Consider the following 25,775-nt stretch of genomic DNA (forward strand, 5'->3'; position numbering starts at 1 on the left):
GGTACTAGCCGTGAGTAGCGGTAGCGGTCTGGACCCAGGTATTGAGAATGGCCGCAGTCTCCGGGACTTCGCGAATACCGAAGGTGAGGTTTGCCCCAATCCAGCCCAGCAGGGTCCCCTGCTGAAAGCCTTGCCGATACGTCAATACGCATTCGTCGTTGTCGGCGTCGATACGAAAGTCGATGTCAGCGAAGTTCTTGTTGACCGCGATCCTGACGTAGCGTCCGGGCTGCACCGCAATGACAGTCAGCCGCATCGGAACACCGATCACGGCCAAGACTTTCGCCCGGGTTCGTAGCTGTGCACCCACGCCGAGGAGGCTTCCACCTGTGCCGGTTCGGAGCACCTCAATCGGCCTGTTCGAGATCGTAGGCACCCGGCGCAGGGTATCGGTGAGCAAGCGCTCTAGGGCTGCCCACGCATTCTTGGGGGTGATGGCAACGGCGTCGGCCGCATGCGCCCAGTAGAACCCGTCTTGTTTATAGCGTCCGACGTGCTCGGCGGTGACCACGGCTGATGCTCTTTCGCAACTAACTGACCTTCTGTGCGTGTTGGAGGGGGTGACGTCGGCCCTCCTTGACCCTGTTGAGCACGGTGAAACCATCGTAGTCATATGAGCGGGTCGCCGGGTCGCGGCTGAGCTGACACCGGAAGTGAGCTGATCGATTTGGTCACGTTGTTGGCTGCGGCGGTCATGGAACCACCCGGGCCACGATTCGTACCGTCGAACCGCGCCTTTTCGTGCCAAGCGAAAGCGAGAAAGGGGAGGTCGTGGCTATAGCCTCAACGGCGGATACCGGCGGTGTCCGCCACAGGAATCCCAGGATCGTCGTCGTGGGTGCCGGGATGTCGGGTATTTGCTTGGCCGCCAAGCTCAAGCATGCCGGAGTACCGACCTTCACGGTGCTCGAGAAGGCCACCGATGTTGGTGGCACCTGGCGAGATAATCGCTACCCCGGGTTGCGCTGCGATGTGCCCTCGGCCTTCTACCAATACTCGTTTCACCCCAACCCGGACTGGTCGCACTGGTTGTCGTCGGGCGCGCAGATCCACAACTACATCCGCACCGTGGTCGACGACCATGGTCTGCGCGAGCACATCCAACTTGGCGTCGAAGTGACCTGCGCGGAATTCGTGAACGGCGTTTGGCGAGTGCAGGATTCGACCGGGACGGTGCGAGAGGCTGACTTCTTGATCACCGCTACAGGCGTGCTGCATCATCCCGTCCTCCCGGATATTCCGGGTCTGGACGACTTCGCGGGGACAAAGTTTCACTCCGCCCGTTGGAACGACACGGTGTCCTTGGCGGACAAGCGGGTAGCCGTGATTGGTACTGGGTCGACCGGCGCACAGCTCGTCACAGCGCTTGCAGGCAGGGTGGCGCACCTCGACCTGTTCCAGCGCACGCCGCAATGGATTCTGCCGCTGCCGAATTGGCCGACGGACCCGCTCACCAAGCGGCTGCGTGCACGGATGCCATGGCTGATGGCCGCCGAATATGCGTTGATCAAGCGGGCTTTCGCGTTGTTCTCTACGGCACTGATCAGTCCGGGCTGGCAGCGGTGGCTCGTCGAGTCGCTGTGTCGAGCCCACCTGTATGCCGTGCGCAACCGCGAACTGCGCCGCACATTGACCCCCGACTACCAACCCGGGTGCAAGCGTCTGGTGATGTCCGGCGGGTTTTACCGCGCGGTGCAACGCCGCAACGTCGATGTGGTCACCACCGCTATCGCCCACGTCGAACCGCGCGGAATCGTGACCGCCGACGGCCGACTCCACGAGGCTGACGTCCTGGTATTCGCCACCGGGTTCGACGCGCACGCCTACCTGCGCCCCATGGAGCTGATCGGCCCCGATGGCACCACGCTGGCCGAGGTGTGGCGCGACGGGCCGCGCGCGTATCGCACGATCGCGTTGCCGGGATTCCCCAACTTCTTCATGCTCATGGGCCCGCACAGCCCGATCGGCAACTTCTCGCTGGTGGCAATCGCCGAGGCCCAGTCCGACCACATCATGAAGTGGATCAGCGCCTGGCGGCAGGGGTGGTTTTCGACCGCCGCACCTACCGCGGAGTCGACCGCGAAGTACAACACGGAGCTTCGCCGCGCGTTGCCCGGCACGGTCTGGGCATCCGGTTGCGCCAGCTGGTATTTGGGAACCGACGGGTCGCCCGAGGTGTGGCCGTGGACTCCGCAAGCCCATGCCCGCATGCTGGCGGACCGCCACGTCGAGGACTTTCACGTCGACACCGAACCGTCCGCGGTGAAGGTGGCGACCGAGTGATGGACCTGACAGGGAAGCGGGTGCTGATCACCGGCGGCGGCCGGGGCATCGGCGCGGTCACCGCCCGTAAGCTTGCCGAGGCCGGTTCTCGGGTGGCGCTGCTGGACATCGAGCAAGACCGCGTCGCGCAAACGGCCGCCGAGCTCGGACCCGGCCACCTCGGCCTCGCCGCGGACGTGACCGACAGCGCGTCGCTGGATACGGCCGTACAGGCAGCGGTGCAGGCGTTCGGCGGGCTCGATGTCGTCGTCGCCAACGCCGGCGTCGCGAGCTGGCAGACGGTGCCCGCCACCGACGTCGACGCTTGGGCGCGCACCGTGGAGGTGAACCTGACCGGTGTGTTCCGCACCGTGCGCGCGACGATCCCACACGTGATCGCGAGTAAGGGATACGTGCTGGTGGTGTCGTCGCTGGCCTCCATCGTGCCGATGCCGGGCGGAAGTGCCTACGGCGCCAGCAAGTCCGGCGTGGAGGGATTCGCCAACGCGCTGCGCCTGGAGATGCACCCCCACGAGGTGGCCGTCGGCTCGGCTCACCCGACCGTGATCACCACCGACCTGGTCGGGGACCTCACCACGAGCTCGTCGGCGTTGAAGACGCTGGTACGTGTGATCCGTCGCGCGGGCGGAGCCCGGACGGCCGACGAGTGCGCGGCCCTGTTCGTGCGTGGCATCCGCATGCGCGCCCGCCGCGTGTATGTGCCTCGGTGGGCCGTGCTTCTGCAGTGGCTACGTCCGCTGCTGTACTCCACAGCGTGTGATCGGCTCATCGCCACGACCGGCAGATCCCGGCTGCGCCGGGGGATGGCGATCATTGACGGGCTGCCCGCGTCGGCGCCCGAGCGGGTGCTCGCCCAGACGACGCCGAGGGCCGTGCCGCCGACAGCGTGGCCGAAGCCCGCACGGTGAGCGGCCCAGACGAGATCGCCACAGCGGCGTTCGAGCCGCCGGAGCCCGGCCGATCGGCGGCGGTACTGGCGGCGGTGGTGCGCCGGTCGCTTCGGCCGGTCCTGAGTGGTGTCCGGCCGGGACGGCGTGCCGCCGGGATCCGGCGCATCGTGGTCGCTGTGGAGCGGCTGGCCACCCGCCTGCGCGTCCCACTCGGCACCCCGGTGGCGGGCGCGTCGATGCACCGGATCGACCTCGGCGGATGCGGCGCCGAATGGATCGCCGCGCCACGGGCTCACGTTTCGAAGCCGGCGATCTTGTACTTCCACGGCGGCGGCTTCATCGTCGGCGGCCCACAAACGCACCGTCGGCTCGTTTCGCGGCTGTCGGCGGTGTGTGGCGGCGCGCCAGTGCTCAGCGTCGAATATCGGCAGCTGCCACATGTGTCGGTGCAGGCCTCGGTAGCCGACTGTGTCGCGGCATACCGGTATCTGTTGCGTCGACATCCGCCATCGGAGATCGTGGTGGCCGGTGACTCGGCCGGCGGGCATCTGGCGCTGGCAGTCGCCGCCGCGGCGCGCACCCTCGATCTTCCGCAACCGGCAGGGATCGCCGTCATCTCGCCGTGGGTCGACCTCACCGCGGACCGACCGCGACACCGCAACGTACGACGAGATCCCTATGTCACCCCCAGCGTGCTTGCCTGGATTGGTCATCTGCACCACGTCCGGTTCGGCCCGCTTCGTACCGATCTGTGCGACCCCGACCACGACATGTCCGGACTGGCGCCGACCCTGATCCAAGTCGGCGGCCTGGAGATTCTCGTCGCCGACGCGGAAGCGCTCGCGGCACGGCTCGCTGCCGTTGCCGTGCCCTGCCAGCTGCAGATCTACCCCGGCCAGATGCACGTGTTTCAGCTGTTCGCCGACATCCTGCCGGAAGCGCGACGCGCGCTGCGGGAATTCGCTGCATTCGTCGACGAACGCACCCGATCACCAGCGTCAGAATCAGCGTCTCATGACGGTCCGGACAACCCGGATGCGCCCGCGGCCGCAGAACCGTGATTGTCACCAGGTTCCCCGACCGCAGCACCACCTAACTGGGCCTGTGGGCCGGTCAGCGCCGGTGTGAACTTGACGGCGTCAATGAGCTCGTCGATGGCCGCTTGTCCGCGACCATCGAGCACTTCCGAGGAAAAACAGGTCTCCAAGTGGTTGTGCAACATCACCCGGTTGGCTCGCTCCAGGGAGGACTGTGCCGCTGAGATCTGCTTCATGACGTCCACGCAGTAAGCGTCGGATTCCAGCATGCGAATGATTCCGTCGAGGTGGCCCCGAACCGTCTTGAGCCGATTAAGCGCCGCATGCTTCTTTGCGGTCAAGTGTTCGCCCATCACTACCTCACAACTCGGATCGACCGTCGAACAAGCCTAGGATATCCCACCCCACTGGGGGTGGGGTGTACCCTGGCGATCGCACATGTGTTCCCGGTGTCACCTGAAAGCGCGGCGAACGTGGACAACAGCCAAGGACGTAGCAGGGCGCCGACCGATATTTGGTTGTCGGCATCGCTGCTGGGTTTGGCGGGCTTGGGCTGGTGGTGGTCTGTCGTCGGCGCCGCCGGCATGGGCGGCGACGAAATGTCGAAGCACGCCGAATCCACGATGTCGTTGGCCGCGTTCCTCCTCGCGTGGGTGGCCATGATGGCCGCGATGATGCTTCCCGCGGTCTCACCGGTTGTCGGCCACTATGTTCGTGCCGCCGCCGGCAACGCCCTTACGGCGGTGCTCTTCGTCGTCGGCTACCTGGCGGTGTGGACCGTGGTGGGCATCCCGGCTTTTGTCGCGTCGACCCACCTAGACCCGATGGTGCATGGCTCTGCCTGGATTGGCCGCGTCGCCGGCGCCGTGGCGCTCGTCGCCGGACTGCATCAGCTCAGCCCGCTCAAGGCGACGTGTCTGCGGCACTGCCACTGGCCGATGTCCGTGTCCGGTGGGTCACGAACAGCGAGCCGGGCGGGGACATTCGTTGCCGGCGGCCGCTATGGCATCTCTTGTCTCGGTTCTTGCTGGCTGCTGATGTTGCTGTTAATCACTGTTGGCACCATGCAATTGGCGTGGATGCTAGCGCTCACGGTGGTGATCTGGCTGGAAAAGGTGGCCCCGTTTAGCGATCAACTTCGCCGAGTCACCGCCGCGATACTCGTCGTTCTTGGCGTTGCGCTGCTCGTACACCCCACGTTTGTCACCCGCCTCATCGTGTAAAGAGGGGCCGGCCCTTAGAGCAGTTCGACCTTTTGCATCATGCCTTTGTCCTCGTGCTTGAGGCGGTGGCAGTGCACGACAAAGACACCCGGGAAGTCTTCGAAGCGGCCCTCGCAGACAACCTCGCCGCCGGCGGGGACCATCGCGGTGTCGCGCCATAGCGGTCGGGCGAGGGGTTTGCCGTTGACGGACATAACCCGGAACGGGGTTTGGTGGATGTGGAAATTGTGGCTGCCGTTGGCGGCGGTGAGGATCCAACGTTCGCTGACGTCGAGGTGGAACACCTCGTCGGTGCGGTCGACGTCAAAAAGCTTTCCGTTGATCTGGTAGCCACTATCTGTCTTTTCGAAATGGAAGCGGCGGTCCCTGGCGATGGCGGACCCCTCGATCGCGGGCAGGCCGCTCGGTGGCGGAAGGGATGACGGGAGCGGCATCGGACGTTGTTCGTCGACCACCTCGACGGTGGCCAGGAGGATCCCTTCGCGGATTTCCGTTGATTGGTTATCGGCCAATGGTGGCGGCGCGCCATTGAATTCGAACTCGTGCCGGATGTCGTACGGCGCGGTGCGCAGCTCATAACGGCCCGGGGTGTCGTTTGCCTGGACCAGCACATCTGCGCGCCCCCCGGGCGAGATTGCCAACACGTCGAGCGGGCGCACCGCGGGCATGGTGATCCCGTCGGCGGCGATCTGGTGTAGCGCATGATCGTGCAATCGGATACCCATCGCGAGCTCGAAGTGCGCCTGGATGATGCGCCAGCGCTGAACTTCTCCGCGGCGCATCTGAATCGTCGGTGCGTGCTTTCCGTTGACCGTGATTGCGCGGTCCTCCTTGCTGGCAAGCTGCTCCTCGAAGTCTTCGACGACGCCAACCCCGTTGTCGAGCACAAACGGGATCTCTTGGAGAACCAGAATGCGCTCGGCGACGTTGCGCAACTCGTCGGGGACCCGATTGTCGTCGGGCTCCTCGATGATCAGCGCGCCCGCCATCCCGCTGGCCACCTGCATGGCGGTCGCGCCGTGCCGATGCGGGTGATACCAGAAGGTGCCGCTGGGGTGGTCGTCGGGAAGCTGGAACGTGAAGTCGAAGCGACCCACGTACGCATCGGGGTCATCGTGGGGGAGTGCGGTCCCCTGTGGCAGGACTTCCAAGAGCACGTAGTCCGCCGGCTTCTGCGGGGAAACGTGGAGCCCGTGGGTGTGCAGATTCGTCGTATTGAAGTTGTGCGGGATGTTCATGTTGGCCGGCATGGGATCGGGATTCACCGGTAGGGCGTTCACCAGCGCGATCTGTAGGGTGTCACCCGGCTTCGCTCGCAAGGTGGGCCCCACTACGGCGCCGTTGAAACTGCGCAGCCGCATGGGGTGACCCAGCAACTCGACGGCGTTCGGGTCGGTGTATTTCACCCGCAGTTCCGTGCGGAGCACGCCGGCTTGCGAATGCTGCGACGCTGGCTCGTACCACCCCGCTGACAGCGGTGCTGGGCCGGGTCGACGGCCCGCACAACCGACGGGCGCAAGAAGCATCGAGGCCGCCGTCCCCGCACCCACCTGGAGCAACGTGCGACGGCGGATCACTGGAAAACCCCCAACCCTGGTGCCCGGCTTTCTGGGGAAACGCTACCCTCCGCCGGCGGGACTACGGCGACCATGGCCACGCACGCCCAATAACGTCACCGCAGAGACAACCGCAGTTCGCTATTGCTCCGAGTTGCAGCTGTTCCCGGCAGGGCGAGGGCGCGCCCGTTGAGGATCGCTCGGGCTGTGTTCGCCCGATTGTGCGGCGCCCCGCGGCAGGTAAGAACCGGGGCTGCGGCCGGTCCATCGCCGAAACGCCCGGCTAAAGGCGCTGGGCTCGGAGAAACCCAGCCGTCGCGAGAGTGCGGTAAGGGTTTCATCGCCGCGAACCAGGCTGGCGATCGCGGCATCGAGCAGTATGGACTCACGGATCTGTCGAATGGACGTGTGTTCATCGCGAAGTCTTCGGCGCAGCGTTTGCGGGCTCATCGCCAGACCGGCAGCGATCTCGTCAGCTGTCGCGCGTTGCCCCGTGGCACCTCTTTCGGCGAGTATCCGACGAACGCGATCGACCATCGAGGAGCCGTGGTCGCGCCGTAGCAGAAGTCCGGCGGGAGCACGACGCAGAAACTCATCCAACTCGACTTCGGTACGAATACACGGCGAGGCGAGCATCTCCGTGGCGAAGACCACGGCTGCCGTGGGCGCCGAAAAGACCACCGGCGCACCGAAAACGACGTCGTAGTCGTCGATCTCGTCAGGCTGGGGGTAGGGCACCTCAACGCGCCGAAGGGGTAGTTGTCTGCCGATCGCCCAACTGGCGAACCGGTGCCCGGCCGCCAACAACGCATCCACGATGACCTCGTCGGCCTGCTCGATCCTGGCCAGCTCGGTCGACACACGAACTTCCTTGGGACCCACCGCGACGACGATTGGCGGGAAGCCGGGAACGGCTTTGGCAAGTTCGACGTAGCGCTGCAGAACCGAGCCCAGATCCGGGGTCCCGAGCAGAGCGTAGGACATGAGCCGCATCGTCCCCCGCGGCACCGGCGCCGATCCCAGCCCCATGAGTTCGTCGTCGGTGGTGCGCCAGAGATTTCGTATCAAGGCGGCGAACTGCTCCATCGAAACGCGAGATCGACCCTCGGTTACGAGCACTGGCGAGATTCCCGCTTCCTCCAGAGCCGTGCCGATGTCCCATCCCTGGCGAGCAGCCAGCGCGATGCAGGCTTGTGCTCGACCGATGGGAATCGTGTACTCAGTCACGGGAACCTAGCTCCTCGGGCGCTACTCGAAAATTACCGTAACCGCGTGAGCAATTCGGTCAAGCGATCGAAACGTTCGGTCAGCGGAAACTCGCGTCTGGGCTTCTAACGTCAAGGCCGTTGAGCACGACACGCGAGGAGGGACGCCGACGTTGCCCGGCCACATAGTGTGGATGCCACATGGTCAGTAAAGAAGCAGGAGCGCGGATCTGGACGCGCAGCACGTGAGCGGCTTCGCGTCCGGGTGCGGCGGGACTCCGGTGGGCCATCGCCGACCGGTCGATCGATCTCGCCTGATCGCGGCCGCGTCGGCCGGCAATATGCCGACGTTCATCATGGTGCTCCACCTGCTGACCGGGGACGATCGATGGTTGCGCCCGCCGTACGTGCCGACCCGCAACTACGGGCTGGGACCGAACGACAGCGGCGGGCTGCCCGGCGGGGTGCGCGCCGACATCGTCGAGGCCGTCGCCGAGGCCGTCACCTCGTGGGCCAACGAGGGCCCGGCAGCCGTCACCGATCCGTCGGCCGAGACTTTGGCCCAGATGTTGAGCCTGTCGATGGGCGAGCAGGTCCCGATCGAGTACGGCAGATTGGCTGCCGCCGAACTCGCTGCCCCGGAGCTGAGCCCGCGTCCGCGGCCGACGCGTGGCGCCGGGCCGTTGGTGGTCATCGTCGGTGCGGGGGTCTCGGGGTTGACGCTGGCGGTTTTCCTGCGGGAAGCGGGGATTGCGCATGTCATCGTTGAACGCAATGACGACGTCGGGGGCACCTGGCTGCGCAACAACTACCCGGGCTGCGGGGTGGATATCCCGAGCCACCTGTACTCGTTGTCGTTTTTTCCGCGCACGTGGTCGGCGTATTTCGCCAAGCGCGACGAGCTGGTGGGCTACCTGGGCGACCTGGCCGACCACTTCGGCCTTCGCGACAGCATCCAGTTCGGGACCGAAGCCGTGCGCGCCGACTACGACGAACGCACCCGGCGCTGGACCGTGCGGCTGCGCACCCGCGACGGTGCCGAGTCCGACATCGCGGGTGACGTGCTGGTCACCGCGGTCGGGTTGTTTGGTGAGCGGACGGCCGATATCCCGGGTCGGGAGGTGTTCGGCGGCGACGCGGTGCATTCGGCGTCCTGGCCGGCAGACCTGGATCTGAGCAACCGGCGGGTCGCGGTGGTCGGCAGCGGAGCCAGCGCCATGCAGATCGTGCCCGCGGTCGTCGATCGAGTCGCCGCGTTGACGGTGTTCCAGCGATCTCCGGGCTGGGTCGCCCCGGCCGAGAACTACTTCGAACCAATGACTGACGAGGCTCGCTGGTTGTTCGACCATGTGCCGTACTATCGCCGGTGTTACCGGCTGCGGCTGGCGTGGACGTGGAACGACCGGGTGCACGAAGCGCTGCGGGTCGACCCTGGGTGGCCGCACCCCGACCGCGCGGTGAACGCGGTCAGCGACGCGCATCGGGCGCTGTTCACGTCCTATATTCACTCCGAGCTGGCCGGACGTCCTGATCTGGAACGTGTCCTGGTGCCGGCGTATCCGCCGTATGGGAAGCGAATCCTGCTGGACAACGGCTGGTATCGCGCCCTGAGGCGGCCGCACGTCGACGTGGTGTCCGAGCCTGTCGCCGAATTCACCCGCACCGGTGTGCGCACCGCTTCGGGCGCCGAGTACCCGGCCGAGGTCGTCGTGTCCTGCACCGGGTTCGCGGTGCGCCGATACTTGGCCCCGATGCAGATCAGTGGCCGGGCGGGCGCGGAGTTACATGACCGCTGGGGGGCCGACGACGCCACCGCATACCTGGGCATCAGCGTCCCAGACTTCCCCAATCTGTTCCTGATGTACGGCCCCAACGTCAATCCCGGTGGCGGCAGCTACATGTTCGTCGCCGAATGCCAGGCCCGCTACATCACCGATGCCGTAGTGGCGATGCGTGATCGCGGACTTGGTGTGCTGGAATGCCGCGCCGACGTGCATGACGACTATGTGCGTCGCGTCGACGAAGCCCACAACCGCATGGTCTGGACACATCCGGGGATGTCGAACTACTTCCGCAACGCCGCCGGCCGGGTCGTGACCAACTCGCCCTGGCGGATCGTGGACTATTGGGCCATGACCGATGGCGTCAATCTCGCCGATTTCCATACCGAGCCGGCACCAGCCACGGCGTCGTGAATCCCTAGTTCCCACCGTATTCCGGCCGAAGCGACCCGGCCAACGCGGCCAGCGGCACTTCGATGCGGATCGTGCCGCCGTCCATAGACCAGACGAGTCGATCACGGGGACTTGGGTTCTCGCGGAGCATCGGCTCGTCGGGCATGTACAAGATCAGGTGGTCTGGCGACAACCCGAACGTGTGATAGCTGCTGGTGTAGCCCGGTCCGTTGGGGCCGGGCACCCACTCTTCGACGGTGAAGGGATAGGTGTTGGGCGCGTGTGGGGGAGGAGCGGCGTCCAGTGCCGGCGGCAGGACCGGTTCGGTGGCCGGTGGGATCACCGTCATGGGATCCACGCCGGGCCGAAAGATGTCGGCGATGCGGAGCCGGCGCCCTTGGGCCATATCGAAGACGAACGACCGGAAGGCGTTGTTGGCCTGAATCCCGAACGGCTCGAACGTCTCGTGGACGATCAGCGTCTGGACAGCGCCCGGCCCCGGATAGATCTCGTAGCCGGTGTAGGCGCTGCTGTCTCGGGGCGTCTGTGAGCCGGTCTTGCGCCACCCGTCGATCAACTTGTGAAAGTAGCCGCGCACGGTCGGTCCGGAGGTGGGGTTGTCGAGCATGGGCGCCGGCAGGTCCAACGAGATGAACATCTCCGCGTCGCGCGGCGAGGTGACCAAAGTCGTGCAGCGCGTCCCGTCCCAGGTCGCGGCGAGCTCACCGCAGAATTGCTCCGCGGATGCGTGTGCGACCGGCGCGGTCATCACCGACGCCGCCGTCGCGACCACAGCCAGGGCTGCCGCGAACTTCATGGCCTCAGCCCGCCCCGCCGGGAAGTTCGACCGTGCTGGCTAGCCAGCGGCCGTCGACCTGCTCCATGGTGATGGTGACCGCGGTGAAGTCGGTCCGCGGCTGCGGCGCCGTGGAGTTGGTCACCGACTGTTTGACGAACAACAGAACCTCGACCTTGTTGCCGGTGGCAGACTTGACTGCCGAAGCGACGACCTCGCCGCGGGTGGTCACCTTGTTGTCGATGAGCACCTTGCGCAGCTGCGCGCTGGCGCCGGTGTACTTGTCTTTGAAGTCTCCGGTGGCGCCGTCGAGGATGTTGGCGAAGTCTTGGTCCACGGTGGCGGCGTCGGCGCTGGTGAGGGTGACCGCAAAATCCCGCGCCGCGTTGAGCGCTTGACTAGCCGCGACGTCGCGTTGGTGCTGCCGCAGCAACATCCAGCCCTCGAAGCCTGCAACCGCCAGCACGGCGACGAACACCACCGCGCCGGCCCACCGCAGTAGCGGCCGGATCCAATTGTTGTCGCCCTTGGCTTTTGGGGCTTCGGGTGCGACCGACTCCCCATCGTCCCCGTCCGAGTCGACGTCATCGTCGCGAATGTCAGTCACTACGTCATCTCCCGGCTATCTCCTGGCTGTCGCCTGGCTAGATGATTTCGACTTTGCTTGCCAGCCAACGATTGTCGACGAGTTCCATCGTCATTCGCACCCGGTTGCGATCGATCCGGGGGCTGGGATTGAGGGTGTTCGTTACCGACTGGTCGACGAACAACAGCACGTCGACCTTGGTCTTGGTCGCCGACTTCACCGCCGCGTCGACGACCACGCCCGTACCCGATGCGTTGTTGTCGATCAGGATCTGGCGAAGCTGGGAAGACCCCTGGCTGTACTCGTTCTTGAATTCCCCGGTGGCACCGTCGAGTGCCTGCTGAAAGTTCTTGTCGATGTCGGTCGTGTCGAGAGTGGTCAATACGATGGCATAGTTGCGCGCCGCGTCGAGGGCAGCCCGCCCCGCCGCGCCGGTGTCGTCCGCCTGCTTGAGACGCCACCCCAACAAGCCGGCCGAGGCCAGCGCCGTGACCACGACAAGGCCAACCGCGGCCGCTCCGATCCGTCGGCGGGGCTTGCCGGAGGGCCGGTCGTCGGCGGCTTCGTCAGTGCCCGCCTCGGTTGCGCCGGCAGTTTCGCTGACGCTTTCGTCGACGGTCTCAGAACGCGAATCCTGTTCAGCGGGCGCGGACTCGTCGGTAGCGTCGGTCTCGGCGACCTTGTCGAAGACATTCTCGGATGCGGTTCGTTTGGACATGGCGGCTCCTCGAGGCAGCGATCGGCGTCTAGTTCGGTACCCACGCCGGAATCGGCGGTCCCGCATAGGTGGTCGGCAAGGTGTACGGCGGATATACCGGGGTGGCGTCGGTTTGCTCCAGCGGGTCGAAGCCGGGCGGCGGGCCCGCGGTGTCGTCGCCGGGTGGGCGCGGCGCGTTGCGCGCGCCGCGGATCAACACCGACGGGTCCGGGTTGTCGCAGTAGGTATAGCGATACGGCTCGGGGAAGTCCGCCTGCGAAAATGCCCGCCGCGGCACGTTGTAGTCGCATCGGTACTTTGGGTAGAACTCGCCGATTCCCCAGACGCCGCCATCGCGGAAAGCGGTGGCGAGGCGGTCGATCAGCGGCCCGTGGTCGGGCCGCCACAGATTCTGCAGCGCCGGTATCCGCATGTATAGCAGCTGCGAGAGGGTCGTCAGATTCCCCAACAGTTGGACCATGTTCTCCCGGTTGTCGGCGATCAGATTGTCGAACGTGGCCAGCTGACCGCTGCCCCGGTCCAGCAGCGTGCGAAACCCACCGTCCATGGCGTTCACGCCGCTGAGAACTTCTCCCAGGTTGATCGAGGTCTGGCGCAGACCGGGCGCGACGTCGGCGACGACGGTGAACGCGACCCGCGTGTTGCGCAGCAGGCTCACGGTCTGCGGCAACACCGAGTCCAGGGTGGATGTCAGGAAGATGGTGCCGTCGAGGATGGCCGCGAGTTTTTGCGGCCCGTCACGTCCCACGCGGAGCTCGTTGACGATAGCCGACAGCTTCGTCTCGTCGAGTTGCGCCAGAGCGCCGTGACTGTCATCAATGATGCGCGCCAACGACACCGGGACCGTGGCCTGTCGTTGGCCGATCACCGTGCCGTCGGTCACAAACGGCCCGTGGGTGGTGGTGGGTCGGAAGTCCAGATATTGCTCGCCGGCCGGCGATAGCGGAGCCACTCGCACAGGGCTGTCCAGCGGGATCCGGGCGCTCGCGTCGATGGTCGCGACCGCCTCCACCCCGTTGTGGGTGAGGTTCACTGACGTGACGCGGCCGATCGGTATTCCGCGCACGGTGACGTCTTGATTGGCCAACAGCCCGCCGGACTCGGGCAGGAGTACCCGAACCGACATCATCGTGCGCAACGGGTTGATCCCGAGGCCGCCGATCGCGACGTAGCCGAACGCGACGACCAGTGTGGCCACGAGGCCGACGCACGACACCAGGATGCGGTGGCGGGCCAGCGCCCGGATGAGCCCGACGACTCCCCGGGCGGGCCATTCCAGCGGGTTCGTCATCGGTCTGCCCCATAGATCTTGTCCAGCAACAGGTTCCACTCGTATCGGATGCCGCCAATCATCTGATGCCAATCGGTGCCGTCTGGCCAGTGGAAGCCGGGATCGCCTGGATAGTTCTTGTCCGGCCATGGGACGAGCGAGAGCTGCGCGACGTTCAGGATCCCATGTCCCGCCGTCGAGTTGGTGGCTTTCATCAAGAGCCCGATGAGCCGATTGAACGAGTACAACGACAAGGTGGGGTCGACGGAGATGTCGTTGAATACCTCCGAGAGCCGGTTGATGTCGGCCATCACGCTGCGAGTGTCGGTGCCCCGGATGGAGGGGAACCGGGACAGCTGGCGGGTGATGCGGGCGACACCGTCCGCCAGATCGGCGAGCCGGTCGGCATTGTCCGCGATCACGGCGATCGCCGGCGCACCGACGGCCAGCGAATCGTTGATGGTGTCTTCACGTGCGGCCATCGTTGCCGTCAGCTCAGAGGTCTGTCGCAGCGCGTCATTCAGCTGGGCTGACCGTGCGGTCATCTTCGCGAGCAATGCCTTGGTCTGGTCTAGCAGAGTGGCGAGCTTCTCGCCGCGTCCGCCCACGGCCTCGCCGGCGCCGTTCACCATCGACACGAGGTAGCGGATGGCTCCGCCGTTGATGAGCATCGCCATCGAGTTGAGCAGTTCCTCAACGGTCGGAGCTTCGGCGGTGTCGGCAAGCGGGATCATGTCGCCGTCGTGCAGCAACGCCACGTTGGCGGCTTGGCGAGAGGCTGGACGCTTGATTGCGACGAAGACGTCACCCAGTGGGGTGGCTGCGCGTAGCTCGGCGGTGCTGCCGACGGGCAGGGTGACATCGGCCCTGATGCGCATTGTCACGTGCGCGGCGTTGTTGTGTGCCCAGATCGCCTCGACTTCGCCGATATCGGCACCATAGAGCTTTACCTTGGCCATTTCCGGCAGGTTGAGTGCGTTCGCGAAGACGGCGGTCAGCGCGTAGCTTTTGCCGGCCGCCACGGGCGCCGGAAGCGGTAGCGTATCCAGGCTGACACCACAGCCGGCCAGCAGCGCGCTCAAACCTACCGCGATCAGACCGCGTATGCCCCGGCGAATTCGGTGGTTCCTCATGGGTTATCGATCCCGTTGCCCATGAGGTCGAGCATCATGCCCAGGCCGAAATCCGTGGTGTAGTCCTGCACCGTTCCGGTGGCACACCCTAGCTGTTTGAGTCCAAGGAGGTTGCAAGCCTCCTTGATGAAATGCGCATTCAATTCGATCTTGGCGAGCAACAGATGCACGCGAATGCTGCCGGCGTGCTCGTCGATGGTGTTGTAGACGTTGTCGATCGCCATCGGGCCGACGTCGAGGATCTCCGCGAGTTCCCGGCGGTAGTCGGTGAGCGTCGCGATGGTCGTTCCGGTGTCGGCGAACGTGGTGTGCAACGCCTCGCGATTGTCTTCCAGCAGCGAGGCCGCCTGCGCGAGGATCTGGTTCAGCTTCGCGCCCGTGGTTCCCGTACCGAGATCTTCGTCGGCAAGGATTGCACTAAGTTGCCTGATGTTGGAACCAAATTCACGGATAGCGACCTCGTTGGCGGCGGTGGCCTCGGTCAGTTCCGCGAGGCTGGTGACGATCGCCTGGATGTTCTTCTTGCTCTGGGCGCCCCGGTCGGAACCAACTCGCAGCGCCTGGGACAGTTTGTCGAGCGCCGCCTTGATGTCCGGGCCATTGGCGGTAGCTATCTGGGCACCCAGGCTCACCAGATCGCCCAGCGGTCCCTGGTTGTTGCCGTCGCCGCGCAGGGCCTTGCCCAGCTTGTGGATCATCGCCAAGGTCCGGTCGAACTCAACCGGCGTGCGGGTGCGCCCCAGCCCTACTACGTCGCCGTTCTTCAGTTTCGGCCCACCGCGGTACGGCGGAGTGAGCTCGACGTGACGGTCGGTGAGAATCGAGTTCGACACCGTGACGGCTTGGACGTCGGCGGGGATATCGATGCCCTCGTCGATGGCCAGTTCCACTGCCACATAGGTGTCTTTGGACTCGATGTGGGTGACCTTGCCGACGGCCATTCCCAGCACGGCAACCGCGTTGCCCACGTAGAGTCCGACGGCGTCCTCGAACTGCGCGGTCACCGTGAGCCCTCGCGGCGACACGCGATGAACGATCGCGAATGCCGCGGTGGCCACGATCACGGCCGCGGCGGCGAGCGCCACGATGACTTTGACCCGTCGGCTCATGCGCAGTCCTTGTAGTACTCAACGATGTGGAGCTGCTTGGCCCGGCCGCTGATCGCGCACATCCATGAATCGACGAAAATGCCAGCGGTCAGCAGGTCCACCGCGTTGCCGCTGCCGGTGGCGTTGGCGAAGTTGCGCAGCGCGATCGGCGTGATTTGCAGGGTGTTCTGCAGCAACGCGTCATGATCGGCCAACAATCGGCTGAAATCTCGCATGTTGGTGAGGAATTCGTCGATCGCCGGCTCGTCGTCCAGGATGGTCTTCGTCCTGTCCACCAGGGTGGTGGCGCTGTCGAAGAGCCGCTGGACCGCGTGGCGGCGGGTCGTGATCTCGCGCAACAGGTCGCGGCCCTGCAGCACGAGCACCCCGAGGTCGGCCTTCTGGTCGCGCAGCATCGTGGTCAGTGTGTCCGCGTTGGCCAGCAGCGTGCCGAGTTGAGCGCGCCGATCCGCGACGATCGTGGCCAGCGACTGCAGGTTGTCGAGCGCCTGCGGCAGCTCGTCGGGAAGTCCACGAAGGTTGCGGTTCAGGATCGTCACGGATTCGACGATGCGGTTGGCGTCGACCGGTTCGAAGGTGCTCGTCGCGCCGGCGAGGGTCTGCTGCAGATCGTAGGGAACCTCGGTGTTGGCCAGCGGAATCCGCCGGTGGTCCAGATCGCCGGTACCGGCCGGAGACAGCTCGAGATAGCGAGACCCGAAGATCGTGGTCAGTTTGATCGCGGCTCGGGTGGCGCTGCCCAGGTGGACGTCGTCGCGGACGTTGAACGCGACGACGACGCGGTCGCCGGCGAGTTTCACGCCGTCGACGGTGCCGACCTGGATGCCAGCGACCGTAACCTGGTTGCCCGTCGTGATCTGGGCGGCCTGCGCGAACTCGGCCTGGTAGTTCGTCTTTCCCAGGTGCAGGCCGCCGGCCAGGACCGCGGTGGCCACCACCACGGCGACCACGGCCAGCGCGATCGTTCCGAGCCATAGCTTGTTATACGTCTCGAGGGGGCGCTTGAAGCGGTCGAACATGGTTACCTACACATCCGGGTGTGCCAGAGTTCGTGGCCGTTGCCCGGAGTGGCCCAGGCGACGAACGCGCGGAACCAGTAGAACAGGCCGCGCCAAAAACTGAAGTCGAAGTCGCACGCGTAGCCGTTGAAGTAGCTGCCGTCCTGGGAGATCCGAGCCAACCCTTTGAGCAAGAACGGAAGGTTTGCGGCCATGTAGGCAAACCGGGGCCGCCCTTCGTGGAGGCCGTAGTTGAGGAAACCGGGTTGGCGCCCGATGAACTCCTGCATGTCGCCAGTGATGCTGTCGACGATCGACGCGAGCCGCCCCACCGTCGAGTTGATCGATCCCACCGAGGCAACCAGTGTGTCTCGGCGCTGGTTCAGTTCGGCGATCACCGCCCGGGATTGGCTCAACATCGTCGCGACGTTGCTGCTCTGCGCTGCGAGCGTGGTCATCAGCTCGTTCATGTTGCCGATGAGGTCGCCCAGCACTTGGTCGGGTCCGGCCAGCGTTTGGGCAAGTGCCGACGCCTGGGTCGTCAGCGTCAGGATGGATCCCGAGTCCCCTTGAAACGCTTGCACGATCGCGGTGGTGACATTGTCCACCTGATCCGGATCCAACTGGGTGAACAGTGGTTCGAATCCGTTGAGCAGGTAGGAGATGTCGAACGACGGGTTGGTGCGCTCTTTACCGATTTCGGCGTGGTTGGGCAACCGGTTCGGGTCGCCGGCCGGTTCTTGGGAAAGCCCGAGGTAGCGCTGTCCGATGACGTTCTGGTAGGTCACCGAGGCGACGGTGTTGGTGTAGAGCGCCTGGCTGCGTTGTACGCGGAAGGTGACCTTGGCCAGCGTCTCGACGAGTTCGATCTTGTCGACGCGTCCGACGCGGACTCCGGCGATCCGGACGTCGTCGCCCGCCGCCAAGCCGGACACGTCAGTGAATATCGCCGAGTAGGTGTTCGTCGGCCCGGATACGCCGCGCTGCAAGGTGGCGAACACCATCCATGTGACGGTGACCGCGAACACCATGAACAAGGCCAGCCCGATCAACGACCCGCGGGATGTCCTCATCGGTCACCTGCCGGATCCTGCGTGAAGCGAACGGTCGTTCCGCGCACCAACGGCCCCAGCAGCAGTTGCGTCGCCGCACTGACCGGCCCGCGCACGATGCGGCGCAGGTGGTCGGCCTCGTGGCTGCTCCCGACGGGGCCCACATTTCCGCCGAAAGCCGGTCCGAAGGCCGGCGGTGGTGGCTGCACTTCGGCTGGCTCGGACTCGGACTGGGGCGGCGGCTGGTCGGGCGGCGCGGGTGCAACGGGCGGTGGTGGTTGGTCGGGGACCCCTCGAACCGAGTCGCGCGGCGGCGCAAAGTTGGGGCGATTCTCGTTGACGCCGGGCGTCGGCGGGAATCCCATCGACTCCAGCGCCGGCATTAGATCGGGGGCCGTCGGAACCTCCGGCGCCGTATGACAACTGGGGCCTTCCAGAGCACCGTAGCGGGGGCAGTCGGCGCGCACGTACGTCCGAGATGGGGTAAGCGCGACGACTGCCTTGAGGGTGAATAGCTTGGTTTCCGGGTCGTACGCCTCGTCGTAGAACTTGTTCGCCAGCGTCTCCATCCGGCTAGAGATGCCGTGAAATTCGCCGGCGTGGTCGGCGAGCACGCCGAGCACAGGAGTGAACTGCGTGCTGATGACGATCAACCGGTCGGTCTGATGGTCGAACGCATCACCCAACGTCGCGACCGTCGCGAGCCCGCCGGACAGAAAATCAGCCAGTTCCCATCGCTTTTCGGCGAAAGTCCGCATCGGCTGGATCGCCGTGGCGAGCGTGTCGAAGAGCTGGGGTGAGACGTCGCGCAGGCCGTCGGCGGCGGCGGTCAACGCTGAGAGCGTCGATGGCCCGGTGTCGTCTGGGCTGACGACCGTGTTCAGCTGTGTCAGGATTTCGTTCAGGTCGTGCCCGGCTTGGCTGAGTTGGCGCCCACGTCCCTGGGTCGCCTGCCCCAACGTTGTCAGCAGTCCAACGGTGGTGTCATCGGGCTTGCGCGCGACGGCGGCGAGCAGCCCACGCAACTTGGCCAGCACGTCCTGGAACAGGACGGTCGGCAGGCTCTTGTCCTCGGCGATCACCGCCCCGGGCCGCAGCGGACCCGAACCGGGACCGTTTTCTACGAGTTGCACCGACGACACCGCAAAGACATTGGAGGGAACCACCCGTGCGGTAACGGTATTGGGGATGCCGGAGGCGTACTCGGGCTTGAGTGCGACGTGGACGACGTTCGGGCGCCCGGACCGGGACGGGGATACGTCCGACACTGACCCCACCAGGACGCCGCGGAACTTCACATCGGAGCGGGCGGGCAGTCCATCGCCGATGTTGACCAACTCGATGTCGACCCGTACGAGATTGTTCAGTCTGCCTTGGGATTTAGCGACCATCAGTGCGGCGGTGACGGCCGCGACCACGATGAAGCACAGACCGGCGGCGAAGAGCCACCGGTTTGATGGGCTGCGCGGATCGACGTCGAACGAGTTTGGCATCGCTAGCCGCCGAACCTCGCGCCGGCCTCGACGCCCCACAGCGCCATGGTGAGCAGCATGTTGACGACCATGACGACGGTCACGCTCGCCCGCATCGCCCGCCCGGCGGCAACTCCGACTCCGGCCGGACCGCCCCTGGCGAAAAACCCGTAGTAGCACTGGATCGTCGAGGAGATGAAGACGAACACCGCGGCTTTGATCGTCGCGAACACGACGTCGCGGCCGCTGATGAACAACGAGAAGTAGTGCATATAGGACCCGGAAGACTGTCCGGCCAGCACGCTGAAGACTTGGGTGGCCAGATACGCCACCGCGAGGGCGGCCAAGAACAGCGGGACGACGGCGATCACCGAGGCCACCACGCGGGTGGTCACCAAATAGGGAATGGGGTTGATCGCCATCGAGTCCATCGCATCGATTTCGTCGTTGATCCGCATCGCACCCAACTGAGCGGTGAAACGACACCCCGCCTGCGCGATGAACGCCATGGCGATCATGATCGGTGCGAGTTCGCGCGTGGTCGCGAACGAGGAGATCAATCCCGTGGCCGGACCCAGCCCCAGCAGGTTCAGCGCATGGTATCCCTCCACCGCAACCAGGGCACCTGCGGTGATCCCGAGCACCAACGCCACGTTGAGCGTGCCACCGCCGACCACGATCGACCCGTTGCCCCAGGTGATATCGGACAGATGCCGCAGCATTTCTCGCCGGTAGAGCCGCACCATGGCCGGGATCGACACCGCCGTCCGACCGAAGAAGTGCAGCAGGTGGCCGGCTCTGGCCACCGTCTGACTCGCCGCACCGGCAGCCTGGACAACCGGGCCGACGCCCACCATCCGATGCTGTGCCGGGGCCGCCATGGCTACAGCGTCTGCCGGGGGAAGATCAGCACATACAGTTCGCTCAACACGACGTTGACGATCATCATCAACAACACCGCCTCGACGACCGCCGCATTCACGGAGTTCGCCACACCAGCCGGACCGCCGCGCGTGTCCAGGCCCTTGTAGCAGCTGATGATGGCGACAATCACCGCAAAGATCACTGCCTTGACGAGCGCCAGCACCAGATCCCCGACGGTCGCGAAGGACGAGAATGTGGCGATGAACGAACCCGGGGTCCCATTCTGTACATACACGTTGAACAGGTAGCTGCCGATGTACCCGACGAAGCTGGTCACCCCGGTAAGCGCGATTCCGATCATGATCAGCGCCGCAAGGCGTGGAACCACCAGGCGCCGGATGGGGGACACCCCCATGACCTCCATCGCGGCGATTTCTTCCCGCATCGTTCGCGACCCCAGGTCGGCGCAGACCGCCGAACCCACCGCTGCCGCTAGCAACAGCGACGCCACGAGCGGAGCCCCCTGGCGGATCACCACCAAGCCGGTCGCCGCGCCCGCCAGTGAGGTAGCACCGACTTGCCCGGCGAGCAAGCTGAACTGGATGGACAGCGCCACGCTGATCGGGATCGTCACCAGCACAGTGGGCAGGAACGCTGTTCCAGCCATGAACGCGGCCTGACTGAGGAACTCGCTGACCACAAACCGCCCGGTGACGAGGTCGACGACGAGATATTGAACGGACCGGACACCGAGTACCACTTGCCCGCCGAATGTGCCCAGTGACGTAGCGGGATGATTGTGCAGGTACCGGCGAAACCAACTGCCGATTTCCCCGAGCGCCGACCGGTCGTCAGCTTGCCGCCGCGGCCCATCGACGACTGTCACCAAATCCTCCTAGCGTCGAGGCATGTGCGGAGCGGGCCGTTGCCGGGCGGCGGCGCGGCTGATGTCGTGGCTCGCTCCTATCGTTCGACGCCCGAAGCCGGGGCGTGGTGGTCGACACGGCTGGCCCGGTCGTGGTCGTCGGAGCGTAGGGCGTCGTCGTGCCTTATTGATTGATATGTCAGTCGCGTTACCCGGGAGATTGAACCACAATGTGTGGTCTGTGTCACGCAGTTCGCGACCAATGCGTCGCAGCGCACGGTGGTGCTCGATCGGCTGTCGACGGCTGGTAACCGGCTGAACTTCACCGGCCGCCCATGTCGGCCAGCTGTTGTTTGAAGGCCTCGATCTCGGTTACCGGGATGGTGGTGTTCTCGAGCCAGTCGGGCAGGCCGGTCATCAGCGATGGATCAGTGCGCACGCCGCCCATCCGCTGCACGTACTCGGCGTCAGTGACGATGAAGTCCCAGGGCACAATGTCGGTTGCCCTCGTGACGATCTGTTCGGGGGTGATGTTGACGACCGTGTAGTCCTGAGCCAGGGCAAACGGGCCATCGTATCCGGTGCGGACTCCGTCCAGGAGGGACTGGGGCGTGCCCGGGGCGACGATGGCGTGGTATCCCATGGCCAGACCGGGCTTGGTGGCGGCGAACACCTTCGCGGCGGCCTCCGGAGAGGTGTGCTTGGTCCAGGCGACGATTTTGGCCTGCAACTCGGTCCACCCCATGAAGTCGACGTAAGTCTGTGGTGGATTGAACATTTCGTGGATGAGCAGATCCACGTCCTGGGCCTGCTCGACGGTGAGGGTGGATGGCTCGCAGTCACCGGCGTAGACGATCGACAACCCGGCGTAGTCGAGTCGATAGCCGACGGCCCCGTAGATGCCGTGCGGCACCGGGAATGAGGTGATGGTGACCCCGCCTTCGTTGTAGATGAGCTGCGGCGCGTCGGCGGTGAAGCGGTGCGGCTCGATATCGAAGCCCCGGGGATCGAGGTTGCCCAGCTTGGAATGGTCATGCCACCTGGCGAATTGCTTGAGGGCAGCCACCACGGACTCGATGTTCTCGTCTTCGGTCAGGCCATCGGGCCCGAAGACGCGCATGGGCTCGAGCCGGCCGTTGGACTGTCCGAAGTCGTAGTAGGCGGGCAGGTCGCCGATGTGGTCGAGATGGTAGTGGGTGATGAAGAATTTCGGCTTCCAGTAGGGCACGCGCAGCGTGTTGAACGCGGCGTTGGTACCGGCTCCGGCGTCGAAGATGAACGCGTCGCCATTGCCCACTTCGACCAGGAATCCCGCGCAGCCTTGAGCGCGTCGCGCCGGATACCCAGTGCCTAAGGCAATCACGCGCAGCTCGGCCCGATCGAGGGTTTCCGCACCGGCGACATATCTCGACGGGTAGGTCTTCGCCTGTGCTGAGTTACTTTTGACGATCACCGGGTGCGTTGTCATCGGAACACCGCTGTATGGCTGGGGAAATTGCATCGACCTCTCCCTCCTCCGGATCTCACGCTAGTCCGAAATCGGATGCTTGCGACCAACGTTCACGAAGTTATCCGCCACCGTGTCGTAGACCGCAGCGATCTTGGCCTACAAGTCGATACAGCCCACAGCGGGGGCTCCGATGCAGCCCAACCACAGCCGTCCCTGGGCTTCCGCCACGCCGGTAACCAGGCCGAACGCCGGGTGTACGGTGTGCAACTGAGCCAAGACGCGTCCGTCGTCCGGGTCAAACGCGATAGCCCACACGGTGGATTTCGGGTCCGGCATCCAGCGGTAGGGCAGCCGCCACAGCAGCTTGCGCAAAGTCGGGGCGCGCGGACTAAGCCATTCGCTGAGCCGATTGCGCTCCGACACCAGTGCGGCCCAAACCCGGCCGTCACTGCCCAACGCAATGTTGTCGGGGTAGCCGGGGAGCTCGGTGACCAGCTCAGTGATGGAGCCGGCGCGATCGCCAGTAAGCCAGTACTTGGACAATCGGGCGCTCATTGATTCTGCGAACACGACCGCCGACTCGTCGTCGGTGAGCATGACGCCGTTGGCAAAGTTCAGACCGGATGCCAGGACATCAACTGTGCCGTCGGTATCGCGGCGAAACAGCGAGCCTCCGCCGCGGGCTTCAAGCACAGCGCCCTTGTAGTTCTCGTAGCCGAATCGATCCGTGGACTCGGTGAAATAGATTGTGCCATCGGTGGATTCAATGACGTTTGAGCACAGCATCAGGGGCCGACCAGCCACGTCGCTGACCAACGTCTCCAGCTTCCCAGTCTTGGGATCGCATCGCAGAAGTCCACGGTGGCTGTCGCAGACCAGAATCCGCCCGTCGTGGCCCACCGCGAGGCCCAGTGGGCGCCCCCCGGTGTCAGCGACCACCTGAACCTCAGCGCCGTCGCCAGCGATCCGAAGAAGACGTCCGTCGTCGACGCCGGTCCACACGTTGCCGCCGCCGTCGACGACGACATCCTCCGGGGCGTAGCCCGGTACTCCTACCACCGTCACGGCGTGCTGCAGATCCGGTTGGGGCAGCGGCTTCGACGGCGGTGGCTGCCAGCGAACGGGTCGAAGGGGAGGTTTGGCCGGGCGTATTTTGTGCGTGCCGCGGACCGCTTTGCGCGACACCGAGCGCTTCACGCCTTCTCCGGTTCGAGAAGCAGACGGACAAACACCTTGCGGCCCGACGCATCGACGAACCAGGCATTCTGAAAATCGTCGTGCGTCAACGCGCGTAGGCGATTCAGGAACTCCCCAAAGGTGGCTTGTTCATTGAGATCCAGCTGTCGGAGCCGTTCGAAATCCTGTTTCAGATTGAGGTTGCCTTCGATGGCGGGCGGCTCCGCGTGGTAGCTCCCGCCGCGGATGGCGGGGAAATACTCGAGCACCAATTCGCGCTCGATGTCCATCAGCCTCGCGTAGACACTGCCTGAGGAGTCCCACGACTCGATCGGGCATTCCTTCTGGGCGATGATCGGGCCGTGGTCCAGTTCCTCGTCGATCTCGTGGATCGTCACGCCAGCTTTTAGCCCGTTGATGATCGAGAAGACCTGCGGATACCAGCCGCGGTTGTAGGGATTGAGGCCGGGATGGACGTTCACACACCTGACCCGATCGATCAGGCGGGCGGGAAACCGCTGTTTGCAGTGGAGAGAAAAGACGAGGTCATACTGCTCGATGATGTCGGCGATCCGCTCCATGACATTCAGTCGCGGGACCTCGGGCAGCTCGCCGTGTTGGGACTGATAGACGTCGATCGCGTCGTGGCTGGCCTGCAGTTCCAGTGCTACGGCGTGAGCATGCACGTTGTCCGTCAGGATCAGTGTTGCCATGTCGCGGGTCCTCCGGGCGGGCGGATTCCCAGCGCTTCGTCGGTGCGGGACACGAGCTGCGAACGTACCCCAAGCCGGCCCACGCGCTTACCCTACCGCCGACGCGGGGCCTGCCCATGTGCCGGCGGCCATCGTTGATCCGGCTACGCGAGCGCGATATTGATAGCGGCAATACCAGCCAGCAGCGCGGCCGCCATGACGGCGTGAATCACCGTGAAGAAGTGTGCCCAGAGCGGTCTGGTCGCGCTGTACTCGTTGACCCACACCGGCAGGGGGAGCCGGCTGCCGACACGCCCCTTGCGGTACAACACCTGGTTGACGAAGATCGCGAGCACAAGACAGACTCCGATCCACACCGGGAACGCCAGCACGGCCGCGCCGACACGCCCGGCCGCGTACGCGATCGGTGCGCCGATCAATACCGTGCCGAAACCGGCGAGTACGCCAAGGTTTTTCCATTGCTCGAAAACCTGAACGTAGTACCGGGAGCACTGGGCCAGGCGGGCCCGCGAGGTGGTACCGGGCCACACGTCCTGGAACAGATCAATTCCGATCACCCCGAGTGACAGCCAGAAACCCCCGAGCAAAACAGCGAGACCAAACGTCGCCCGATCCCCGGCAAGCGCAACGCCGGCGAAGATCCCGCAACACGCGAGCAGCACGCCGCCGAGGACCCAGACGGCGAAATCGAGCGCCAGGACGGGACCGTCTTCGGGGCTTCGGCGTCGGGCCACGAGTGTCCCGTCGTCGCTGACTGTCGTCACCGGGCCCGCGCGCAGCGTCGCCTCCACCAACGCCGCGAGCGCCCTGTGCAACGGTCCGCTCTGCCACATGTGGACGCCCACCAGCCCCAGCGCCGCGACCGCGACCGCGGCGGTCCAGGCCGGTGGCTGGCCCCGCACGATGGCCGCACCGATCCAGCCGACGGCGACGATCAGCCACATTCGTTCGAAAACTCTTGTGCGTCGCAGATACTCGTGCAGGGCGACCACCGTGTAAGGGCTCGGTGCTCGGGCCAAGCACAGAACGGTGGAGAATCCCATCGTGGCGGGCACCAGCAACATGGCGCTCGCATCGATGAGCGACGTGAGGGCGCCGCCGGCGACCGAAGTCACGATTCGACAGTACTCGACCACGCCCACGGTCGACGAGCGTTGCCGCGCGGCGACGCCTCCCTCACCAGTGCCCACACCGTTGCGCTGCCT

General features: G+C 65.3%; 24 protein-coding genes. 5 read left to right on the forward strand and 19 right to left on the reverse strand.

Translation table 11 applies throughout. The annotated features are described in order from the left end of the window. Positions 1-4: 4 nt before the first annotated feature. On the reverse strand, positions 5-511 hold the full coding sequence (locus F6B93_RS12045) for a hypothetical protein (protein ID WP_211695307.1): 507 nt from the start codon (positions 509-511) through the stop codon (positions 5-7). Positions 512-771: 260 nt separating this feature from the next. Here F6B93_RS12045 and F6B93_RS12050 point away from each other — a divergent pair, with 260 nt between their 5' ends. Genes F6B93_RS12050 through F6B93_RS12060 form a run of 3 tightly spaced genes read left to right on the forward strand, consistent with a single transcriptional unit; the run spans position 772 to position 4,234 of the window. Next, positions 772-2,283 carry a flavin-containing monooxygenase gene (locus F6B93_RS12050; protein ID WP_281426083.1) on the forward strand — a complete coding sequence of 504 codons (1,512 nt, stop codon included), beginning with the start codon at positions 772-774 and terminating at the stop codon, positions 2,281-2,283. After that, positions 2,283-3,191 carry a short-chain dehydrogenase/reductase gene (locus tag F6B93_RS12055; protein ID WP_211695308.1) on the forward strand — a complete coding sequence of 303 codons (909 nt, stop codon included), beginning with the start codon at positions 2,283-2,285 and terminating at the stop codon, positions 3,189-3,191. Before F6B93_RS12050 ends, F6B93_RS12055 begins: the two co-directional genes overlap by 1 nt. After that, positions 3,188-4,234, forward strand: a complete 1,047-nt coding sequence (locus tag F6B93_RS12060; protein WP_211695309.1) for an alpha/beta hydrolase — start codon at positions 3,188-3,190, stop codon at positions 4,232-4,234. The genes F6B93_RS12055 and F6B93_RS12060 overlap by 4 nt, the downstream gene beginning before the upstream one ends. Here the strand turns inward: F6B93_RS12060 and F6B93_RS12065 are convergent. After that, positions 4,186-4,563 (reverse strand): metal-sensitive transcriptional regulator, encoded by a 378-nt coding sequence (locus tag F6B93_RS12065; RefSeq protein WP_211695310.1) that lies wholly within the window; start codon positions 4,561-4,563, stop codon positions 4,186-4,188. The genes F6B93_RS12060 and F6B93_RS12065 overlap by 49 nt on opposite strands. A gap of 96 nt (positions 4,564-4,659) precedes the next feature. On the opposite strand from F6B93_RS12065, the gene F6B93_RS12070 reads away from it, so the two are divergent. Next, complete coding sequence (locus tag F6B93_RS12070; protein ID WP_246540730.1) at positions 4,660-5,433, forward strand: DUF2182 domain-containing protein; 774 nt, start codon at positions 4,660-4,662, stop codon at positions 5,431-5,433. Between the two features lie 14 nt (positions 5,434-5,447). Here F6B93_RS12070 and F6B93_RS12075 read toward each other — a convergent pair whose 3' ends face one another. Beyond that, positions 5,448-6,839 carry a multicopper oxidase family protein gene (locus F6B93_RS12075; RefSeq protein WP_211695312.1) on the reverse strand — a complete coding sequence of 464 codons (1,392 nt, stop codon included), beginning with the start codon at positions 6,837-6,839 and terminating at the stop codon, positions 5,448-5,450. A 291-nt stretch (positions 6,840-7,130) separates the two neighbouring features. After that, entirely contained in the window at positions 7,131-8,216 is a 1,086-nt protein-coding gene (locus F6B93_RS12080; protein WP_211695313.1) for an AraC family transcriptional regulator, read from the reverse strand. A 223-nt stretch (positions 8,217-8,439) separates the two neighbouring features. Here F6B93_RS12080 and F6B93_RS12085 point away from each other — a divergent pair, with 223 nt between their 5' ends. Continuing rightward, positions 8,440-10,389 (forward strand): flavin-containing monooxygenase, encoded by a 1,950-nt coding sequence (locus F6B93_RS12085; protein WP_246540731.1) that lies wholly within the window; start codon positions 8,440-8,442, stop codon positions 10,387-10,389. Between the two features lie 4 nt (positions 10,390-10,393). On the opposite strand, the gene F6B93_RS12090 is transcribed toward F6B93_RS12085, so the two are convergent. The 15 genes from F6B93_RS12090 to F6B93_RS12160 all read right to left on the reverse strand — a co-directional run bounded on the left by F6B93_RS12090 (position 10,394) and on the right by F6B93_RS12160 (position 25,685). Further along, complete coding sequence (locus F6B93_RS12090) at positions 10,394-11,185, reverse strand: mannan-binding lectin (RefSeq protein WP_211695314.1); 792 nt, start codon at positions 11,183-11,185, stop codon at positions 10,394-10,396. A 4-nt stretch (positions 11,186-11,189) separates the two neighbouring features. After that, on the reverse strand, positions 11,190-11,771 hold the full coding sequence (locus F6B93_RS12095; RefSeq protein WP_211695315.1) for a hypothetical protein: 582 nt from the start codon (positions 11,769-11,771) through the stop codon (positions 11,190-11,192). 37 nt (positions 11,772-11,808) lie between these two features. Then, a complete protein-coding gene (locus F6B93_RS12100) occupies positions 11,809-12,468 on the reverse strand; it encodes an Mce protein (protein WP_211695316.1) in 660 nt (219 codons plus the stop codon). A gap of 28 nt (positions 12,469-12,496) precedes the next feature. Next, positions 12,497-13,759, reverse strand: coding sequence for an MlaD family protein (locus F6B93_RS12105; protein ID WP_211695317.1), 1,263 nt, complete (start codon positions 13,757-13,759; stop codon positions 12,497-12,499). Further along, positions 13,756-14,871, reverse strand: coding sequence for an MCE family protein (locus F6B93_RS12110; protein ID WP_211695318.1), 1,116 nt, complete (start codon positions 14,869-14,871; stop codon positions 13,756-13,758). Before F6B93_RS12110 ends, F6B93_RS12105 begins: the two co-directional genes overlap by 4 nt. Beyond that, positions 14,868-15,980 (reverse strand): MCE family protein, encoded by a 1,113-nt coding sequence (locus tag F6B93_RS12115; protein WP_211695319.1) that lies wholly within the window; start codon positions 15,978-15,980, stop codon positions 14,868-14,870. Before F6B93_RS12115 ends, F6B93_RS12110 begins: the two co-directional genes overlap by 4 nt. Then, positions 15,977-16,999: an MCE family protein gene (locus F6B93_RS12120; protein WP_211695320.1), complete on the reverse strand. Its 1,023-nt coding sequence runs from the start codon at positions 16,997-16,999 to the stop codon at positions 15,977-15,979. The genes F6B93_RS12115 and F6B93_RS12120 overlap by 4 nt, the downstream gene beginning before the upstream one ends. Positions 17,000-17,001: 2 nt before the next feature. Then, on the reverse strand, positions 17,002-18,051 hold the full coding sequence (locus F6B93_RS12125) for an MlaD family protein (RefSeq protein WP_211695321.1): 1,050 nt from the start codon (positions 18,049-18,051) through the stop codon (positions 17,002-17,004). After that, positions 18,048-19,523 (reverse strand): MlaD family protein, encoded by a 1,476-nt coding sequence (locus F6B93_RS12130; protein ID WP_211695322.1) that lies wholly within the window; start codon positions 19,521-19,523, stop codon positions 18,048-18,050. The genes F6B93_RS12125 and F6B93_RS12130 overlap by 4 nt, the downstream gene beginning before the upstream one ends. A gap of 2 nt (positions 19,524-19,525) precedes the next feature. Further along, positions 19,526-20,383 (reverse strand): MlaE family ABC transporter permease, encoded by an 858-nt coding sequence (locus tag F6B93_RS12135; protein WP_425518446.1) that lies wholly within the window; start codon positions 20,381-20,383, stop codon positions 19,526-19,528. 2 nt (positions 20,384-20,385) lie between these two features. After that, positions 20,386-21,252, reverse strand: a complete 867-nt coding sequence (locus tag F6B93_RS12140; RefSeq protein ID WP_211695323.1) for an MlaE family ABC transporter permease — start codon at positions 21,250-21,252, stop codon at positions 20,386-20,388. A 301-nt stretch (positions 21,253-21,553) separates the two neighbouring features. Continuing rightward, positions 21,554-22,699, reverse strand: coding sequence for an MBL fold metallo-hydrolase (locus F6B93_RS12145; protein ID WP_211695324.1), 1,146 nt, complete (start codon positions 22,697-22,699; stop codon positions 21,554-21,556). A gap of 138 nt (positions 22,700-22,837) precedes the next feature. Further along, positions 22,838-23,833 (reverse strand): SMP-30/gluconolactonase/LRE family protein, encoded by a 996-nt coding sequence (locus F6B93_RS12150; protein ID WP_211699444.1) that lies wholly within the window; start codon positions 23,831-23,833, stop codon positions 22,838-22,840. Between the two features lie 41 nt (positions 23,834-23,874). Beyond that, positions 23,875-24,570, reverse strand: coding sequence for a dTDP-4-amino-4,6-dideoxyglucose formyltransferase (locus F6B93_RS12155; protein WP_211695325.1), 696 nt, complete (start codon positions 24,568-24,570; stop codon positions 23,875-23,877). Between the two features lie 143 nt (positions 24,571-24,713). Further along, positions 24,714-25,685, reverse strand: a complete 972-nt coding sequence (locus tag F6B93_RS12160; protein ID WP_211695326.1) for a hypothetical protein — start codon at positions 25,683-25,685, stop codon at positions 24,714-24,716. Between the last annotated feature and the right edge of the window lie 90 nt (positions 25,686-25,775).

This window comes from Mycobacterium spongiae (genome assembly GCF_018278905.1).
GTDB lineage: Bacteria > Actinomycetota > Actinomycetes > Mycobacteriales > Mycobacteriaceae > Mycobacterium > Mycobacterium spongiae.

Excerpts from the sequence above, each read along its gene's own strand:
- F6B93_RS12055 (WP_211695308.1), top strand. The coding sequence starts at position 2,283 with ATGGACCTGACAGGGAAGCGGGTGCTGATCACCGGCGGCGGCCGGGGC.
- F6B93_RS12065 (WP_211695310.1), bottom strand. The coding sequence starts at position 4,563 with ATGGGCGAACACTTGACCGCAAAGAAGCATGCGGCGCTTAATCGGCTC.
- F6B93_RS12090 (WP_211695314.1), bottom strand. The coding sequence starts at position 11,185 with ATGAAGTTCGCGGCAGCCCTGGCTGTGGTCGCGACGGCGGCGTCGGTG.
- F6B93_RS12100 (WP_211695316.1), bottom strand. The coding sequence starts at position 12,468 with ATGTCCAAACGAACCGCATCCGAGAATGTCTTCGACAAGGTCGCCGAG.
- F6B93_RS12105 (WP_211695317.1), bottom strand. The coding sequence starts at position 13,759 with ATGACGAACCCGCTGGAATGGCCCGCCCGGGGAGTCGTCGGGCTCATC.
- F6B93_RS12110 (WP_211695318.1), bottom strand. The coding sequence starts at position 14,871 with ATGAGGAACCACCGAATTCGCCGGGGCATACGCGGTCTGATCGCGGTA.
- F6B93_RS12115 (WP_211695319.1), bottom strand. The coding sequence starts at position 15,980 with ATGAGCCGACGGGTCAAAGTCATCGTGGCGCTCGCCGCCGCGGCCGTG.
- F6B93_RS12120 (WP_211695320.1), bottom strand. The coding sequence starts at position 16,999 with ATGTTCGACCGCTTCAAGCGCCCCCTCGAGACGTATAACAAGCTATGG.
- F6B93_RS12125 (WP_211695321.1), bottom strand. The coding sequence starts at position 18,051 with ATGAGGACATCCCGCGGGTCGTTGATCGGGCTGGCCTTGTTCATGGTG.
- F6B93_RS12130 (WP_211695322.1), bottom strand. The coding sequence starts at position 19,523 with ATGCCAAACTCGTTCGACGTCGATCCGCGCAGCCCATCAAACCGGTGG.
- F6B93_RS12135 (WP_425518446.1), bottom strand. The coding sequence starts at position 20,383 with ATGGCGGCCCCGGCACAGCATCGGATGGTGGGCGTCGGCCCGGTTGTC.
- F6B93_RS12145 (WP_211695324.1), bottom strand. The coding sequence starts at position 22,699 with ATGACAACGCACCCGGTGATCGTCAAAAGTAACTCAGCACAGGCGAAG.
- F6B93_RS12155 (WP_211695325.1), bottom strand. The coding sequence starts at position 24,570 with ATGGCAACACTGATCCTGACGGACAACGTGCATGCTCACGCCGTAGCA.